The following is a 1,464-nucleotide window of genomic DNA, read 5'->3' on the forward strand; positions in this document are numbered from 1 at the left end:
GTTTATCCTCTTTGAGGGAGCAAGAGAGAGTTTCTTCCGACACCCTTGCCTTCGTCTACACGTTCCTATTCCCAAGGTCGTGACGGGAATTCCACCCGCTAGATACTGACCATGCCAGTCGCACCACTTAAAGCAAAAGGAATACGCCAAATCCACTGTGTATCATGATGTGAAAAAACGCTAGAGGCAAAAAAACCAACAATGGAGGCAAGAAGAAAGCCTAATGATGATATGGAGAATACCATGCCAACTGCAAAGCCCTTATCACTGTGATGATCTTTTACAGATAGTGAGATAAGACCTGGGAATTGTCCGCCAACGGATAAACCTTGAATGATGCGCAAGACAATTAGTAATATCGGTGCCCAAACACCAATCATCTGATAATCAGGCAATAGCGCAACCAAAAATGTCGAGATGCCCATCGCAATAACACAGAAATTAATCATGATCTTGGGGTGATAATAATCGCTTAGCCAGCCAATCAAAAATCCACCTAGGGGGCGAACGAGAGAGCCCAGAAAAAATGTGGTAAACGTTAACAGTAAGCTGACATAAGGATCGTGGCTTGGAAAGAAATCTTTTGCTATATAAACAGCAAAGTAAATGTATAAAGAGAAATCATACCACTCGATAATATTGCCAAAGGAAAGACGGGCGAAGCTAATAAGTGATTTTTTCATCGTGAAATTTAAGGTTTTTGCTATCCAGTTCTTTTCAAGGGTGTCATAGATTGAGAGTAAAACCAAGGTAATATTAGGAATAAATCTATCTAAGATACGCTAAAGATCATTTGATAAGATCGCAAATCAATCAATGTCGTGGCTTTTCAGGTCGCATTTAAATCAAAATCTAATAAAAAGCTGTAAAAGTTAAAAAAGATGAAAAAAGGGGTTGCGGGGATGTAATTGGTGTGTATAATGGCACCTCGTTCTCAGCGAGAATGTTCGCGAGAAACGCCTTGGTAGCAAGGTTTTCAAGATGTTTAAAGAGATATAAAATGTAGATACTTGAATACTTTGAGCAAAAATTTTTGCGGATTGTTAGTTCTTGTTTTTTGCAGGAATTGATGATCTAAGGATTTAAACTGAAGAGTTTGATCCTGGCTCAGATTGAACGCTGGTGGTATGCTTAACACATGCAAGTCGAACGGTCTGACCACCACATTGTTGTTTTGTTTAATTTTTTGAGGGCTTAATTTACGATTAAGTTTCTTGAGGGCTATTAGATAAGGCGCTGATGTGGTGGTCAGATAGTGGCGGACGGGTGAGTAACGCGTAGGAATCTGCCGTACAGTGGGGGACAACAGTTGGAAACGACTGCTAATACCGCATGACACCTTCGGGTCAAAGGTTGCTTAGGCAGTCGCTGTACGATGAGCCTGCGTTGGATTAGCTAGTTGGTGAGGTAAAGGCTCACCAAGGCGATGATCCATAGCTGTTCTGAGAGGAAGATCAGCCACAC

At 41.3% G+C, this 1,464-nt stretch carries 1 protein-coding gene and 1 rRNA gene; one reads left to right on the forward strand and one right to left on the reverse strand.

Annotated elements, in window-relative coordinates; translation table 11 throughout:
• Window positions 1-98 precede the first annotated feature (98 nt).
• Window positions 99-683 (reverse strand): MFS transporter, encoded by a 585-nt coding sequence (locus DNJ75_RS14795; protein ID WP_117004187.1) that lies wholly within the window; start codon window positions 681-683, stop codon window positions 99-101.
• Between the two features lie 401 nt (window positions 684-1,084).
• On the opposite strand from DNJ75_RS14795, the gene DNJ75_RS14800 reads away from it, so the two are divergent.
• Window positions 1,085-1,464: ribosomal RNA gene (locus DNJ75_RS14800) — 16S ribosomal RNA — on the forward strand; the annotation flags it as partial.

It is taken from the genome of Cysteiniphilum litorale (assembly GCF_003428165.1).
Lineage (GTDB): Bacteria > Pseudomonadota > Gammaproteobacteria > Francisellales > Francisellaceae > Caedibacter > Caedibacter litoralis.

Coding starts and splice junctions, on each gene's coding strand:
- DNJ75_RS14795 (WP_117004187.1), bottom strand. CDS start 683: ATGAAAAAATCACTTATTAGCTTCGCCCGTCTTTCCTTTGGCAATATT.